We start from the raw sequence: 13944 nt of genomic DNA, 5'->3' as shown, positions 1-13944 counted from the left end.
AGAACCCTATGCCGCGTTTTGCCGCCAACCTGTCCATGCTGTTTACCGAGCAGGACTTTCTCGCCCGTTTCAAAGCGGCTGCCGATGCCGGCTTCCAGGGGGTCGAGTACCTGTTCCCGTACGAGTTCAGCTCCGCCGAGATCAAGGCGCACCTGGACGCCAACGGCCTGACCCAAGTGCTGTTCAACTTGCCGGCCGGTGACTGGGCCAAGGGCGAACGCGGCGTGGCGTGCCACCCGGACCGGATCGAGGAGTTCCGCGCCGGGGTCAAGCTGGCCATCGCCTACGCCCAGGTGCTGGGCAATACCCAGATTAACTGCCTGGCCGGCATCCGGCCGCAAGGCGTTGACGACCAAACCGTGGAAAAAACTTTTGTCGCCAACCTCAAGTACGCCGCCGACAAGCTGCAAGCCGCGGGCATCAAGCTGGTCATGGAGATGATCAACACCCGTGACATCCCGGGCTTCTACCTCAACAACACGGCGCAGGCCCTGTCGATTCGCGAGCAGGTGGGCAGTGCCAACCTGTTCCTGCAGTACGACATCTATCACATGCAAATCATGGAAGGCGATCTGGCCCGGACCATGGCCGCGCACCTGGATGAGATCAACCACATCCAGCTGGCGGACAACCCGGGGCGTAACGAGCCGGGAACCGGGGAGATCAACTATCGCTTCCTGTTCGAGCATCTGGACCGCATTGGTTATACGGGTTGGGTCGGCTGTGAATACAAGCCGTTGACCACGACTGAAGCGGGTCTTGGCTGGCTCAAGAGCCACAACGCGATCTGATTGAACAAACACGGACCAAATGTGGGAGCGGGCTTGCTCGCGAAAGCGGTGTATCAGTCGACATCAATGCTGAGTGTCAGACTGCCTTCGCGAGCAAGCCCGCTCCCACATTGGATCTCCTGTGTTTAGACGGCCGTGCCAGGCCCATACACCTAATAAAAAGAGGATTTTGATCATGGCTAAAATCGGATTTATCGGCACCGGCATCATGGGCGAGCCCATGGCTGCGAACCTGCAGAAAGCAGGTCACCAACTGTTCCTCTCCGAACACCACGGCAAAGCCCCGCAGGCCCTGATCGACGCGGGCGCAGTGGCCCTGGCCAACCCGCAGCAAGTGGCGCAGGAAGCTGAGTTCATCATCGTCATGGTGCCCGACACCCCGCAGGTCGATGACGTGCTGTTCCGCAAGGATGGCGTCGCGGCCGGCCTGTCGCCGAACAAGGTGGTGATCGACATGAGTTCGATCTCGCCCACCGCCACCAAGGGGTTCGCGGCGAAGATCAACGAAACCGGCGCGCAGTACCTCGACGCCCCGGTGTCCGGTGGTGAAGTCGGCGCCAAGGCCGGCACCTTGAGCATCATGGTCGGTGGCGAGCCGCAGACCTTCGAACGCGCTTTGCCCCTGTTCCAGAGCATGGGCAAGAACATCACCCTGGTCGGCGGCAACGGCGATGGCCAGACCGCCAAGGTCGCCAACCAGATCATCGTCGCGCTGAATATTCAGGCGGTGGCCGAAGCGCTGCTGTTCGCCTCGAAAAACGGCGCCGACCCAGCCAAGGTGCGTGAAGCGCTGATGGGCGGCTTTGCTTCCTCGAAGATTCTGGAAGTGCATGGCGAGCGCATGATCAAAGGCACCTTCGATCCGGGCTTCCGCATCAACCTGCACCAGAAGGATTTGAACCTGGCACTGGCCGGTGCCAAGGAGCTGGGCATCAACCTGCCGAACACCGCCGGTACGCAGCAGGTGTTCAGTACCTGCACGGCGATTGGCGGCGGCAATTGGGACCATTCGGCGCTGATCAAGGGCCTGGAGCACATGGCGAATTTTTCGATTCGCGATAAGTAACCCACACCGCTCCTCCCGTTGAAATGCGGTCGAATGTGGGAGCGGGCTTGCTCGCGAATGCGCCAGGTCAGTCAGCACGGATGTTGAATGAAAGACCGCATTCGCGGGCAAGCCCGCTCCCACATTTGATCGCATTCCAAGTCTGAAATTGATGCCTATCTAATAACAAAAAATCCCCGGGAGCCCGCTTATGTCGGTCGATCCGCAACACCTGCTTCGCGAGCTGTTTGCCACAGCCATCGACGCCGCCCACCCCCGGCAAGTGCTTGAACCTTATCTGCCCGCCGACCGCAGCGGCCGTGTGATCGTGATCGGCGCCGGCAAAGCCGCAGCGGCCATGGCTCTCGTGGTCGAGGAGTGCTGGCAAGGCGACGTTTCGGGCCTGGTGGTCACCCGCTACGGCCACGGCGCACCGTGCAAAAAAATCGAAGTGGTCGAAGCCGCACATCCGGTGCCCGATGCCGCCGGCCTGGCGGTGGCCAAACGCGTGCTGGCACTGATCGGCAACCTCACCGAAGACGACCGCGTGATCTTCCTGCTCTCCGGTGGCGGTTCGGCCTTGCTGGCGCTGCCCGCCGAAGGCATCACCCTGGCCGACAAGCAGACCATCAACAAAGCCCTGCTCAAATCCGGCGCGACCATTGGCGAGATGAATTGCGTGCGCAAGCACCTCTCGGCGATCAAGGGCGGGCGCCTGGCCAAGGCGGCTTGGCCGGCAACGGTCTACACCTACGCGATCTCCGACGTGCCGGGCGATCAGGCCACCGTCATCGCCTCCGGCCCCACCGTCGGCGACCCAAGCACCTCGCAGCAAGCCCTGGCAATCCTCAAGCGTTACAGCATCGACGCGCCCGCTTCGGTGCGCAGCTGGTTGCAAGACCCCGCGTCGGAAACCGTCAAGCCCGGCGACCCTGTGCTCGCGCGCAGCCACTTCCAACTGATCGCCCGCCCACAGCAGTCGCTGGAAGCCGTGGCGGTGAAAGTGCGCCAGGCCGGGTTCAGCCCGCTGATCCTCGGCGACCTCGAAGGCGAAGCGCGGGATGTGGCCAAGGTGCACGCCGGCATTGCCCGGCAGATCGTGCAGCATGGCCAGCCGCTGGCGGCACCGTGCGTGATCCTCTCCGGCGGTGAAACCACCGTCACCGTGCGCGGCGATGGCCGTGGTGGGCGCAATGCCGAGTTCCTGCTCAGCCTCACCGACAGCCTCAAGGGCCTGCCCGGCGTCTACGCCCTGGCCGGCGACACCGACGGCATCGACGGCTCGGAAGACAACGCCGGCGCGATCATGACCCCCGCCAGCTACGCCCGCGCCGAAGCCCTGGGCCTGTCGGCCAGCGACGAGCTGGACAACAACAATGGCTACGGCTATTTCGCCGCCCTCGACGGCTTGATCATCACTGAGCCGACCCGCACCAACGTCAATGATTTCCGCGCCATCCTGATTCTTGAGACTGCCAAACATGACGCCTGACAAGAAGGTCAAAATCCTCGCCACCCTGGGCCCGGCCACCGACGGCATCGATGACATCCGCGAGCTGGTGGAGGCCGGGGTGAATATCTTTCGCCTCAACTTCAGCCATGGCGACCACGCCGATCATGCCCAACGCTACCAGTGGATCCGCCAGGTGGAGCGCCAGCTCAATTACCCACTGGGCATCCTGATGGACCTGCAAGGGCCGAAGCTGCGCGTGGGCACGTTTGCCGAGGGCAAGGTGCAACTGGTGCGCGGCCAGGCGTTGCGTCTGGACCTGGACCCAACGCCGGGCGATCAATGCCGGGTCAACCTGCCCCACCCGGAAATCATCGCGGCGCTGGAGCCGGGCATGGACCTGCTGCTCGACGACGGCAAGCTGCGCCTGCGGGTGATCACCAAACATGCCGAGGCCATCGACACCACCGTGCTCAATGGCGGCGAACTGTCCGACCGCAAAGGCGTGAATGTGCCACAAGCCTTGCTGGAACTCAGCCCACTGACCGCCAAGGACCGCCGCGACCTGAGTTTCGGCCTGGAGCTGGGCGTGGACTGGGTGGCGCTGTCATTCGTGCAGCGCCCGGAAGATATCCGCGAGGCCCGCGAGTTGATCGGCGACAAGGCGTTTTTGATGGCCAAGATCGAAAAGCCGTCCGCCGTCCTACGCTTGCAGGAAATCGCTGAGCTGAGTGACGCAATCATGGTGGCCAGAGGCGACCTGGGCGTGGAAGTGCCCGCCGAAAGCGTGCCGCAAATCCAGAAAGACATCATCAGCACCTGCCGCCAGCTGGGCAAACCGGTGGTGGTGGCCACGCAGATGCTCGAATCCATGCGCTTTTCGCCTGCGCCGACCCGCGCCGAAGTGACGGATGTGGCCAACGCGGTGGCCGAAGGCGCAGACGCGGTGATGCTGTCGGCGGAAACCGCTTCGGGTGAATACCCGCTGGAAGCCGTGCAGATGATGAGCAAGATCATCCGCCAAGTGGAAAACGGCCCGGACTACCAGACGCAGCTGGACGTCAGCCGGCCGAAGGCGGACGCCACGGTGTCAGACGCAATCAGCTGCGCGATTCGGCGTATCAGCAGCATTCTGCCGGTGGCGGTGCTGGTCAACTACAGCGAGTCCGGCAGCTCCAGCCTGCGCGCGGCGCGGGAGCGGCCGGTGGCGCCGATCCTCAACCTTACGCCAAACCTGTCCACGGCGCGGCGCTTGAGCGTGGCGTGGGGCGTGCATTCGGTGGTCAACGATCGACTGCGCCAGGTGGATGAGGTGTGTTCCACGGCGCTGGAGATTGCTCAGGCGCAAGGCATGGCGCAGCGCGGGGATACGTTGGTGATTACGGCGGGGGTGCCGTTCGGGCAGCCGGGGTCGACCAACTCGTTGCGCATCGAGACGTTGATTTAGCGTCTGTAAGTGCCTCATCGCGGGCAAGCCCGCTCCCACATTTTGATCTGCAATGCGTTCAAATGTGGGAGCTGGCTTGCCTGCGATTGGGGACGACTCTGTCTCACTGACTAACCACCATGCACAACCCAACCTGCCCCGACTGGGCCGAAGCCCTGCTCAACGGTTTCAGCCAGATCTTCCTGCAACGCCAGCCGCTGTGTGGCTTGCTGTGCCTGCTGGCCATCCTGATCGGCGCCCCGGCCTTATTCGGCGGCGCATTATTGGGTGGCGTCGCCGGTTTGCTCACTGCCCAGCGCCGGGGTTATCCCAAGGCCGAACGCCAAGCTGGCCTTTACAGCTACAACGGCGTGCTGCTGGGCTTGCTGATCAGCCAGCACTTCGCCTGGTCGGCCTTGTTGCCGCCGCTGATCCTGGCGTGCGGCGGCCTGAGTGCGATGCTCACGCGGCAATGGTTGAAACACGCCACTGCGCCACATGACTTGCCCGCCTACACCGCGCCCTTTGTGGGCCTCGGCTGGTTGCTGGTGGGCACAGTGCCTGACAGCACATTCACGCTCACCGCACCCGACACCCTGGACGTGCTCACCGCGCCGTTCACCGGGCTTGCGCAAATCATGCTGCTGGACCGGCCGTTGGCTGGCGCGCTGATTGCGCTTGGCCTGTTGCTGGCCAACCGCCGCGCCGCACTATGGGCACTCACGGGCGCCGCTACCGGCGTGTTGATCGCCCTGTGGCTGGACGAACCGGCCAGCGCCCTCCTCGGTCTGCACAGCTACAACCCGGCGCTGGCCGCGCTGGCGTTAAGCCAGTCATGCCGCCGCCCCTGGCAGCCGCTGCTCGGCATCCTTCTGGCGGTCATCCTCACGCCCGGTTTCACCGCCCTGCACCTGCCCGCATTGACGGCCCCGTTTGTCCTGGCCTGCTGGCTGGTACACGCCAGCCAGCGGATGTTCAAAGCCCGCGTGGACAGCCCGTTCGAATCCCCCTAGGCTTGCCCGATATTCGATTTGGGCGGGTTTTATGGACAGCAACAACGACTGGCGTCAGCGCCTCTATGTAATGGTGTTCCAAAGCGACACCGTGGCCGGCCGGCGCTTCGACAGCACCCTGTTGCTGATCATCCTCGCCAGCCTTGTGATCGTGATCCTCGACAGTATCCAGACCGTGCACGATAACTACGCCGACGTGCTGGCCTATATCGAGTGGGGCTTTACCGTCATCTTCGCCATCGAATACGGCCTGCGGCTGTATTGCTCGCCCAAGCCGTTGCGCTATGCGTTCAGTTTTTATGGGCTGGTGGATTTACTCGCCATCGTGCCCGGCATCCTCGCGCTGTATTACAGCGACGCGCAGTACCTGCTGATCATCCGCATCATCCGGATGCTGCGGATTTTCCGCGTGCTCAAGCTCAGCCCCTACCTCAAGCAAGCCAACTATCTGATGGCGGCGCTGCGTGGCAGCAAGCAGAAGATCGTGGTGTTTCTGCTGAGCGTGTGCACCCTGGTGACCGTATTCGGCACGCTGATGTACGTGATCGAAGGCCCGGAACACGGGTTTACCAGTATTCCCAAAGGCATCTACTGGGCGATCGTGACGCTCACCACCGTGGGCTTTGGCGACATCGTGCCGAAGACTCCGCTGGGCCAGGTCATCTCGTCGCTGGTGATGATCACCGGTTATTCGATCATCGCCGTGCCCACGGGGATTTTTACCGCTGAATTGGCCAGTGCCATGCGCGGCGAACAGCTGCAGCACGATTGTCCGGTGTGCCAGAAAGACAACCACGAGCCCAACGCAGCGTTTTGCTCGCGCTGTGGCAGCAATCTGTTTCGTAAAGTGGAATAAGCAAAGTTCGTTTTAATCTTTAAACGTCTATACGGGCGCGGCTATAGTCAGTGGCAAAATGCCCCCACTCAATCGACAACCTTCTCGAACAACAAGGAATGAGCAGTGAAAAAACTCGTTAGCGCCTCTTTACTGGCCGCCGGCCTAGCCCTGGCGGGCGCCGTACAGGCTGCCCCCGTCACACTGCTCAACGTCTCCTATGACGTGATGCGCGACTTCTACAAAGACTATAACGCCGCCTTCCAGAAGCACTGGGAAGCCGAGCACCCGAACGACAAGCTGACCTTGCAGATGTCCTTCGGCGGCTCCAGCAAACAGGCGCGCTCGGTGATCGACGGCCTGCCGGCTGACGTGATCACCATGAACATGGCCACCGACATCAATGCCCTGGCGGACAACGGCAAGCTGGTGCCGGACAACTGGGTCACCCGCCTGCCGAACAACAGCGCGCCGTTCACCTCCGCCACGGTGTTTATCGTGCGCAAGGGCAACCCCAAGGCCCTCAAAGACTGGCCGGACCTGCTCAAGGATGGCGTGCAAGTAATCGTGCCCAACCCGAAAACCTCGGGTAATGGCCGCTACACCTACCTGTCGGCCTGGGGTTATGTGCTCAAGAACGGCGGCGATGAAGACAAGGCGAAGAAGTTCGTTGGCGAACTGTTCAAACACGCGCCAGTGCTGGACACCGGCGGCCGTGCAGCCACCACCACGTTCATGACCAACCAGATCGGCGACGTGCTGGTGACCTTTGAAAACGAGGCAGAAATGATCGCGCGTGAGTTCGGCCGTGATCAGTTCGAAGTGATCTACCCAAGCGTTTCCGCCGAAGCGGAGCCACCGGTGTCGGTGGTCGACAAAGTGGTTGAGAAAAAAGGCACCCGCGTGGCGGCCGAAGATTACTTGAAGTACCTGTGGTCGCCTGAAGGTCAGGAAATCGCAGCCAACAACTACCTGCGTCCCCGCGACCCGAAGGTGTTGGCCAAGTACACCGACCGCTTCCCGAAAGTCGACTTCCTGTCGGTGGAGAAGACCTTTGGTGACTGGCGCACCGTGCAGAAAACCCACTTCAATGATGGTGGGATTTTTGATCAGATCTACAGCGGTCAGTAACTGAATAAACGCGGTAAACAATGTGGGAGCGGGCTTGCTCGCGAAGGCGGTGGTTCAGTCGATTGATTCGATGACTGACACTGCGCTTTCGCGAGCAAGCCCGCTCCCACATTTGGCTCTGTGTTTTGGCCGTTACATCGGCGGTGTCACGCCGTCCTTACCGGCCGAAATCGCCTGAGCGGTAACCGTCCCATCCGCCGCCTGCGATGCAAACATCACCACCTTCACACCGGGCTTCAACAAACTGCGATCCCCTGGCTCCAGGTTGACGATCGGCACATCATCCGGCACCACAATCTTCTGCTCGCCGCCTTTGTACTTCACGGTCAAGGTGCGCCCGTTGCTGACCACCAGATCGCCGACGGTGCCGTTGGTCATGCTGCTGCCTTCTTTCAAGTCAAACGCACGGTGCCCATCCCCCGTGCCGGCCATGGCCGGTGGAAACACGTGAACTTCCAGGGCAGTCAGGGTGCCATCGGCATTCGGCATGGCGGCCGACCCGATGTAGCTGCCGGGCTTGATTTCATCAATCTTGGCCAGGGTGACGGCGCGGACCTGGGTGTCTTTGGTCAGGTGCACGGTGACGTCTGCGCCGCTGTTGACCTTGACGTACATTGCGTCACCATCGATCGCCGTAATGGCGCCGCGCACACCGACCCGCGGAGCCTCGGCGGCATTGGCCAAGCCAATGGCCATGGCGGCGGCCAGGGTTGAAGCCAGGATCATCTTGTTCAGCGAAATTTTCATGAAAGTGGATTTCCTGTTTCGGCAGTTGTGACTGAATGTATCATTGCCGTTCGACTCAAAAGTTAACGATTCAGTCATTAATTTGCGGCATGAGTGTTATCACCCACAGCGCCCTACTCCGGCCATGCGATTGTCTTTACTCTCGCACGCCCTCTTCCTTCGCTTTAACGAGAACACCATGAACGCTACCCCACACGCTTCAAGCACCATGACCCGAGGCATGGTGATGCTGTTTGCGTTCTGTTGCGGCGCCATTGTTGCCAACATCTACTACGCCCAACCGATCATCGAACTGATTGCACCCGACATTGGCCTGACGCCGGCGATGGCCAGCCTGATCGTGTCCCTGACACAAATCGGCTACGCCTTGGGCCTGTTTTTTCTGGTGCCGCTGGGCGACTTGCTGGAAAACCGCAAGCTGATGATCGCCACCACCGTGTTGGCCATCGCCAGCCTACTGGGTGCTGCCTTTACCGAGCAGCCGAATTTGTTCCTGCTTGTGTCGTTGCTGATCGGCTTCAGTTCTGTCTCGGTGCAAATCCTGATCCCGCTGGCGGCGCACCTGGCGCCCGCCGAATCCCGGGGCCGCGTGGTTGGCAGCATCATGGGCGGCCTGTTGCTCGGCATTCTGCTGGCACGGCCGGTGTCCAGCGTGGTGGCCGACCACTTCGGCTGGCGCGCGATGTTCATGGCCGCCGCGGCATTGATGGCTTTCATCAGCGTGGTCCTGCTGATGACCATCCCCAAGCGCCAGCCCGACCACAGCGCCAGCTACGGCCAGCTGCTGCGCTCCCTTGGCACGCTGCTGCGCCAGCAACCGGTCTTGCGCCAGCGCGCGTTCTACCAGGGTTGCATGTTCGCCACGTTCAGCCTGTTCTGGACTGCCGCCCCGCTGGAACTGTCGCGCAACCACGGCTTGAGCCAAAGCGAGATCGCGCTGTTCGCCCTTGTCGGTGCCTTGGGCGCCATCGCCGCGCCTATCGCTGGCCGCCTGGCCGACGCCGGCCACACGCACCGCGCTTCGCTGCTGGCGATGCTGTTTGCCGCCTTGAGCTTTTTGCCCGCCTTCGTGCATCCGCTGTACAGCGTGATCGGCCTGGCCGTCACCGGTGTGGTGCTGGACTTCTGCGTGCAGATGAACATGGTCCTCGGCCAACGCGCCATCTACGCCCTCGACGCCAACAGCCGCAGCCGCTTGAACGCGCTGTACATGACCAGCATCTTCATCGGCGGCGCCTTCGGCTCGGCGATTGCCAGCAGTGTGTATGAACACGGCGGCTGGCTGGGCGTGATGCTGGTGGGCAGTGCGTTCCCACTGGTGGCGTTGTTGCGGTTCCTGAGTGCTTCGCGCACGGTGGCCGTTGCCACAGCCTGACCGCAACCAGGCGCGCACCAACTTCTCCAGGGCCGCATCCGCCAGAAATGACGAGCGGCTTTTGACCTTGTGCTCGCGCACATAGCGGTCGATTCGTTGGTTGCATGAATGCTCTGCTCAACACTGAAACAGCCCGGCGCGTTTCCTGATGCTTTTGACGGTGCCCAGGGGCACGTCCTTCTTGGGATGCGGCACCAGGATCGTGTACGGGTTATAGCGGTGAGTAAAAATAGGATGGCTGCCGGTGACCCGATCCAGCACCCCACCCGCGTCTTGCAGCTCCTTGATCAATAACCCGCTTTGCGCCTCAGCCTTCTTGGCCCGGCTTGATAAACGTAACCCTGGAGTTATTTGCTCAAGCGCAGATTGCTTTAACGGGAGTGACGGCTGTATGCCTAAAGAGTGGAAATAAGCGGTGTTTATTCCCGCAGGGCATAATTGCTATGCGCCTCACCCTGCTTCTTCGCCCGCCCCGCCGCGCCCATTATCCCTCCCGCCAACTCGGCTTATCTCCTGAGGGAATATCGCAATGACACTTCAAGCCACACTTGATGCCTTCCGTGCTGACTTCAAAGCCGGCAAGCCTCCCTACAACGCGCCGGCGCATATCCATCCGATCATGGAACGCGCCACGGCCGAGCTGATCGCGTCCGGCGCCGCACAGCGTGCGTTGAAGGTGGGTGACAAGGCGCCGCTGTTCAGCCTCAAGGATGCCAACGGTACGTGGGTGTCCTCAGCCGATCTGTTGGCCAACGGCCCCTTGGTGCTGGCGTTCTACCGCGGCGTGTGGTGCCCGTATTGCAATATGGAGCTGCAAGCGCTGCAAACCTTTTTGCCGACGTTGAAAGACCACGGCGCGAGCCTGCTGGCCCTGTCGCCGCAGACTGCCGCCAACAGCCGTAAATCCGAACGCATCACCGAGCTGGGTTTCCCGATCCTCAGCGATACCCACAACGACGTTGCCGATGCATTCGGCCTGCGCTTTCAACTGCCGGACTACCTGATCGAACTCTACAAGGCCCTGGGCAACAACTTGCCGCTGATCAATGACGACCCGGCCTGGACCCTGCCGATGCCAGCGCGCTACGTGATCGGCCAGGACAGCGTGATTCGTTACGCCGAGGTCAACCCGGATTACACTCAACGCCCAGAACCGTCGGCGATGCTCGACGCCCTCACTCAATAACCCAAGGACACCCGATGGACCGCCTCACCGCCATGGAAACCTTCGTGAACGTGGTCGAAACCGGCTCGTTCTCAGCTGCCGCCAAACGCTTGGGGATAGGCCAGCCCGCTGTCTCCAAAAGCATCGCGCAATTGGAAGCGCGCCTGGCGGTGCGGTTGGTGTTGCGCTCCACGCGCGGCCTGACACCGACCGAGGCAGGCCTGGCGTTTTTCGAAAAAGCCAGGCGCGCCATCGACGAAGCCAACGAGGCCGACGACGCCGCGCGCGGTGCAGGCGCCGGGCTGTCGGGCAACTTGCGCATCAGCGCCGCAACCACCTTCGCCCGGTTGCACATCATTCCTCACCTGGGCGCGTTCCTGGCGCAATACCCCGCCCTGAACGTCGAAGTGGTGCTCAACGACCACAGCCTCAACCTGGTGGAAGAAGGCATCGACGTCGCCCTGCGCATGGGCAACTTGAGCGACTCGGGCCTTACCGCCCGCAAGATCGGCCAATCCCCGCGGCAAATCCTCGCCACCCCGGCCTACTTCGAACGCTGTGGCGAGCCGGCCACCCCGGCGGATTTGCTGCAACACCAGGCAATCATCTACAGCCTGGGCGGCGGCTCAAACTGGACGTTCAGCCAGGGCGACAGTCACTACCCGGTCGTCGCCCGCGGCCGCATCCGCGTCACCGCCGCAGAGGGCGTGCGCGCCGCGGTGCTGAACCATTTGGGCCTGACCATGGCATCGACCTGGATGTTTGCCCCGGAACTGGCGAGTGGTGAGGTCAAGCCGGTGCTGACTGACTGGCAACTGCCGCCGATTGATTTATGGGCAGTGTTCCCTACTGGCAGGATGGCGAGTGCCAAGGCACGCGCGTTTGTGGAGTACGTGCAAACCCTGATCAGCGCCGATGCGCAGTCAGGCCAAGCACATCCTGGGGCTTGATCAAACGCGCGCTCTTGATCAGGAAGTCAGACCGGCGGTGGCCCAGCAGGTCGATGCCCACAACGTAGCGGCCGCTCTGTGGGTGGTAGTTGATTACGGTGTCGCCAACGCGCCCCGTGTAGTCTTGCACCAGGCGCAAGGGGGTTGCGTACTGTTTGGCCAGTGCCCTCAGATCGACAGTGTCCTCGCCACTGGCGAAATCCATGAGCACATCGGCATCGTGACCGGTCGAGTCACTGGCCTGGTCATATTTGAACGTGTTTCTACCGCCCACACCCCAGAGCACATCGCCGCCAGCACCGCCAGTGAGGACGTTGTCCACCGCGTTGCCAATGAGCGTGTCCTGGCCGGAGCCGCCAATCGCATTCTCCACGACAACGCCTTTGGCGATGGCGACGTTGTTGCGCAGACCGCCCACGCTGGAAGCGGAGTTATGGCGCAAATCGATGGTTTGGTGATGCTCGAAACCGGAAAAATCCAGGGTGTCATTGCCACCCGCGTCCTGTACCAGGAAACGCGGCGCGCCGCTGCCGGCATGCAGGCTGCTTGAGCGCTCACCGCTGTTGGCGTTGAAGCCATAGACGGTATCGTGCGCCTTGAGGCCCGATAGAAGCCCCGGCGTGGAGCTGCGTTGGCGTTTGAGGCCCGTCAGCCCAAGCCCGGACCCGGTGCCCGTGACAATGTCACTGGCGCGAATCCTCCCCACACTTTTGAGAAACAAATCGGCTTTGCCCTGGCCGGTAAGGTCAAGGCTCAAGCTACCAGCGCCACTGCTCTGGTCATGGCTGAGGACGATCTCGCCGGCTCGTCCCGTGAACTGCTCAACCACGTAAAAATGCCTGATGGAGGTATTTTTCAACAGGCCGGAAAGATCGATCCTGTCGGTGCCACTGGTGAAATCCAGAATCTCGTCTGGCTGGCCAAGCGTAGAATCGCTCGCACTGTCGTACACAAAAACATCCGCGCCGCCACCGCCGCGCAACCTGTCCGCGCCCGCGCCACCGCGGAGTCTGTTGCCCACCTCGTTGCCGTTGATTTGGTCGTTGCCCGAACCGCCGACAGCGTTTTCCAGCGTAACGCCCTCGGCGATGGATACATTGCCCTTCAAGCCGCCCACACTGGAAAACGACTCAGCGTGCAGGTTGATGGCCTGATCCTGGGAAAACCCGGAAACGTCCAGCGTGTCATTGCCGCCCCCATCCCAAATGCAAAAGATCGGCGCATCATTCGCGGACGCAAGGCTCAAGTGATCACGGCCCGTGTTGGAGTTGAACCCGTAGGTCGTGTCGGTAGGTCGCGTATTGACATTGGCACCGTAGAGTTTTTGTATCGCGCCAATGTCATCTTTCATCGGCACGCACGGATGGCGCTGTTGGAAGTCATGGCCCGGTTGATTGGTTTCATCCCAATAACTCATTACGCTGCAGGCCTTGGTGTCTTGCTCGTATGCGGTCTGTGCATAGGTGTGTACTCGCTTGCCATATTCGCCAGGGTGACCAAGGCCCAGGGCGTGCCCCAACTCATGAACTGCGGTAAATAAAAAGTAATCGCCGTGCGCGGGGACTTCGCGAGCGCCCTGCGTTCCAATGGTGGTTTTCATGTCACCGTAATACTGATTGGGTAACTGTGACACGCCACCACTGGTACGAGGATCGGCTGCAATGGTTATTGAACCGTCGGCGCAGGTTGAATTTTCTTTGAATATAATCGTGGTCACGTCTTGCCACATTTGAAGTGCCTGGCGAATGGACACTTTTTGTTTGGCAGAGAACTTTTCGTCAAGGGTAAAAGACAATTCGATTTTACCGTCGCCATCGCGATCGTAATGGCGATAGCCTCCCCGCAGGATCTGGTTGGCGGCCTCCTGCGTGCCAAAAGCGGGCTTCTGGGCTGGCGCCATGGAGACGTGGGCAAGGTGTGTGAAAGCCGGCGCACTGAATTCAGGCAATTTAGGCTGATGTAGAGGATGGGCAACAAATGAAGAGGCAACGCGCATATAACATCCTTTGAAAACAT

Annotated in this window: 13 protein-coding genes and 1 pseudogene; 10 read left to right on the top strand and 4 right to left on the bottom strand. The window is 61.4% G+C overall.

Annotated elements, in window-relative coordinates; all coding sequences use genetic code 11:
• Positions 1 to 8 precede the first annotated feature (8 nt).
• The 7 genes from hyi to AACV02_RS11060 all read left to right on the top strand — a co-directional run bounded on the left by hyi (position 9) and on the right by AACV02_RS11060 (position 7691).
• Complete coding sequence (hyi, locus tag AACV02_RS11090; RefSeq protein WP_119739553.1) at positions 9 to 791, top strand: hydroxypyruvate isomerase; 783 nt, start codon at positions 9 to 11, stop codon at positions 789 to 791.
• 175 nt (positions 792 to 966) lie between these two features.
• Complete coding sequence (locus AACV02_RS11085; RefSeq protein ID WP_106576761.1) at positions 967 to 1857, top strand: 2-hydroxy-3-oxopropionate reductase; 891 nt, start codon at positions 967 to 969, stop codon at positions 1855 to 1857.
• Positions 1858 to 2047: 190 nt separating this feature from the next.
• Entirely contained in the window at positions 2048 to 3328 is a 1281-nt protein-coding gene (locus AACV02_RS11080; protein ID WP_119739551.1) for a glycerate kinase type-2 family protein, read from the top strand.
• Positions 3318 to 4733 carry a pyruvate kinase gene (pyk, locus tag AACV02_RS11075; protein ID WP_106576763.1) on the top strand — a complete coding sequence of 472 codons (1416 nt, stop codon included), beginning with the start codon at positions 3318 to 3320 and terminating at the stop codon, positions 4731 to 4733. The genes AACV02_RS11080 and pyk overlap by 11 nt, the downstream gene beginning before the upstream one ends.
• Positions 4734 to 4852: 119 nt before the next feature.
• Positions 4853 to 5725, top strand: coding sequence for an urea transporter (locus AACV02_RS11070; RefSeq protein ID WP_119739549.1), 873 nt, complete (start codon positions 4853 to 4855; stop codon positions 5723 to 5725).
• Between the two features lie 31 nt (positions 5726 to 5756).
• Positions 5757 to 6581, top strand: a complete 825-nt coding sequence (locus tag AACV02_RS11065; protein WP_106576765.1) for an ion transporter — start codon at positions 5757 to 5759, stop codon at positions 6579 to 6581.
• Between the two features lie 105 nt (positions 6582 to 6686).
• The gene (locus AACV02_RS11060) at positions 6687 to 7691 is read left to right on the top strand and encodes a sulfate ABC transporter substrate-binding protein (protein ID WP_106576766.1); all 1005 of its coding nucleotides are present in this window, start codon (positions 6687 to 6689) and stop codon (positions 7689 to 7691) included.
• A 132-nt stretch (positions 7692 to 7823) separates the two neighbouring features.
• On the opposite strand, the gene AACV02_RS11055 is transcribed toward AACV02_RS11060, so the two are convergent.
• Entirely contained in the window at positions 7824 to 8438 is a 615-nt protein-coding gene (locus AACV02_RS11055) for a DUF5666 domain-containing protein (RefSeq protein WP_119739547.1), read from the bottom strand.
• A gap of 178 nt (positions 8439 to 8616) precedes the next feature.
• Here AACV02_RS11055 and AACV02_RS11050 point away from each other — a divergent pair, with 178 nt between their 5' ends.
• Positions 8617 to 9813 (top strand): MFS transporter, encoded by a 1197-nt coding sequence (locus tag AACV02_RS11050; protein ID WP_106576768.1) that lies wholly within the window; start codon positions 8617 to 8619, stop codon positions 9811 to 9813.
• A gap of 12 nt (positions 9814 to 9825) precedes the next feature.
• Here AACV02_RS11050 and AACV02_RS11045 read toward each other — a convergent pair.
• Both AACV02_RS11045 and AACV02_RS11040 read right to left on the bottom strand, forming a co-directional pair.
• Positions 9826 to 9912 (bottom strand): annotated as a pseudogene (locus tag AACV02_RS11045) (type II toxin-antitoxin system HicB family antitoxin); the annotation flags it as partial.
• 18 nt (positions 9913 to 9930) lie between these two features.
• Positions 9931 to 10104, bottom strand: coding sequence for a type II toxin-antitoxin system HicA family toxin (locus AACV02_RS11040; RefSeq protein ID WP_119739544.1), 174 nt, complete (start codon positions 10102 to 10104; stop codon positions 9931 to 9933).
• A gap of 238 nt (positions 10105 to 10342) precedes the next feature.
• Between AACV02_RS11040 and AACV02_RS11035 the strand changes: the two genes are divergently transcribed.
• Both AACV02_RS11035 and AACV02_RS11030 read left to right on the top strand, forming a co-directional pair.
• Complete coding sequence (locus tag AACV02_RS11035; protein WP_119739542.1) at positions 10343 to 10999, top strand: peroxiredoxin-like family protein; 657 nt, start codon at positions 10343 to 10345, stop codon at positions 10997 to 10999.
• Between the two features lie 14 nt (positions 11000 to 11013).
• Complete coding sequence (locus tag AACV02_RS11030) at positions 11014 to 11928, top strand: LysR family transcriptional regulator (RefSeq protein ID WP_119739540.1); 915 nt, start codon at positions 11014 to 11016, stop codon at positions 11926 to 11928.
• Here the strand turns inward: AACV02_RS11030 and AACV02_RS11025 are convergent.
• Positions 11885 to 13924, bottom strand: a complete 2040-nt coding sequence (locus tag AACV02_RS11025; protein WP_119739538.1) for a M10 family metallopeptidase C-terminal domain-containing protein — start codon at positions 13922 to 13924, stop codon at positions 11885 to 11887. The genes AACV02_RS11030 and AACV02_RS11025 overlap by 44 nt on opposite strands.
• Positions 13925 to 13944: the final 20 nt, after the last annotated feature.

It is taken from the genome of Pseudomonas sp. Larv2_ips (assembly GCF_963879675.1).
Taxonomy (GTDB): Bacteria; Pseudomonadota; Gammaproteobacteria; order Pseudomonadales; family Pseudomonadaceae; genus Aquipseudomonas.
The sequence above is the reverse complement of the archived record's forward strand: the minus strand, read 5'-3'. Positions and strand labels throughout refer to the sequence as shown.

Bases quoted from the DNA above. Each gene is read 5' to 3' on its own strand.
- hyi (WP_119739553.1), top strand. From the start codon at position 9: ATGCCGCGTTTTGCCGCCAACCTGTCCATGCTGTTTACCGAGCAGGAC.
- AACV02_RS11085 (WP_106576761.1), top strand. From the start codon at position 967: ATGGCTAAAATCGGATTTATCGGCACCGGCATCATGGGCGAGCCCATG.
- AACV02_RS11080 (WP_119739551.1), top strand. From the start codon at position 2,048: ATGTCGGTCGATCCGCAACACCTGCTTCGCGAGCTGTTTGCCACAGCC.
- pyk (WP_106576763.1), top strand. From the start codon at position 3,318: ATGACGCCTGACAAGAAGGTCAAAATCCTCGCCACCCTGGGCCCGGCC.
- AACV02_RS11070 (WP_119739549.1), top strand. From the start codon at position 4,853: ATGCACAACCCAACCTGCCCCGACTGGGCCGAAGCCCTGCTCAACGGT.
- AACV02_RS11065 (WP_106576765.1), top strand. From the start codon at position 5,757: ATGGACAGCAACAACGACTGGCGTCAGCGCCTCTATGTAATGGTGTTC.
- AACV02_RS11055 (WP_119739547.1), bottom strand. From the start codon at position 8,438: ATGAAAATTTCGCTGAACAAGATGATCCTGGCTTCAACCCTGGCCGCC.
- AACV02_RS11050 (WP_106576768.1), top strand. From the start codon at position 8,617: ATGAACGCTACCCCACACGCTTCAAGCACCATGACCCGAGGCATGGTG.
- AACV02_RS11035 (WP_119739542.1), top strand. From the start codon at position 10,343: ATGACACTTCAAGCCACACTTGATGCCTTCCGTGCTGACTTCAAAGCC.
- AACV02_RS11030 (WP_119739540.1), top strand. From the start codon at position 11,014: ATGGACCGCCTCACCGCCATGGAAACCTTCGTGAACGTGGTCGAAACC.
- AACV02_RS11025 (WP_119739538.1), bottom strand. From the start codon at position 13,924: ATGCGCGTTGCCTCTTCATTTGTTGCCCATCCTCTACATCAGCCTAAA.